The organism is Micromonospora sp. SL1-18 (genome assembly GCF_047921505.1).
GTDB lineage: Bacteria > Actinomycetota > Actinomycetes > Mycobacteriales > Micromonosporaceae > Micromonospora.
The window spans coordinates 1-204 of record NZ_JBLROA010000303.1; the positions used below are offsets into that span (position 1 = coordinate 1).

Annotated in this window: 1 protein-coding gene; it reads left to right on the forward strand. The window is 70.1% G+C overall.

Annotated features, from left to right (window positions below):
* On the forward strand, positions 1–204 hold a 204-nt coding region (locus ACNAW0_RS31040), incomplete at both ends, for a YciI family protein (protein WP_416291583.1).

The following is a 204-nucleotide window of genomic DNA, read 5'->3' on the forward strand; positions in this document are numbered from 1 at the left end:
CGCGACTTCGCGGCCCGGCTTGAGGGGACCGGCGAGTTCGTCGACGGTCAGGCGCTCGCCCCCGAGGGGACATTTGTCCGGTACGACGGTGAGGGGCGTCCGCCGGTCACCGACGGCCCGTTCGCCGAGACCAAGGACCTCATCGCCGGTTGGATGGTGATCGACGTCGACAGCTACGAGCGTGCCGTCGAGCTGGCCGGGGAA